At 73.3% G+C, this 262-nt stretch carries 1 protein-coding gene; it reads left to right on the top strand.

Features of this window, described 5'->3' with window-relative positions; translation table 11 throughout:
• Positions 1 to 262: AMP-binding enzyme (locus ACFHWE_RS23835; protein ID WP_416604119.1), on the top strand; the 262-nt coding region annotated here is incomplete at both ends.

Raw genomic sequence — 262 nt, 5'->3', positions numbered from 1 at the left:
TGGTGGGCCGGGCCGACGCCCAGGTCAAGGTCCGCGGCTTCCGCATCGAGCCCGGCGAGGTGGAGAACGCCCTCGTGGCGGACCGGGAGGTCGACCAAGCCGCCGTGATCGCGCACGGTTCCACGACCGGGGAGCTCCGGCTGGTCGCCTACGTGGTCCCGGCGGGCGCCGACATCGACCCCGCCCGTGTCCGTGCCTCAGTGTCGGAGGTGTTGCCGGAGCACATGGTGCCGTCGGCGGTGGTGGTGCTGGAGCGGTTGCC

The organism is Nocardiopsis sp. LOL_012, from assembly GCF_048060475.1.
Taxonomy (GTDB): Bacteria; Actinomycetota; Actinomycetes; order Streptosporangiales; family Streptosporangiaceae; genus Nocardiopsis.
The sequence above is the reverse complement of the archived record's forward strand: the minus strand, read 5'-3'. Positions and strand labels throughout refer to the sequence as shown.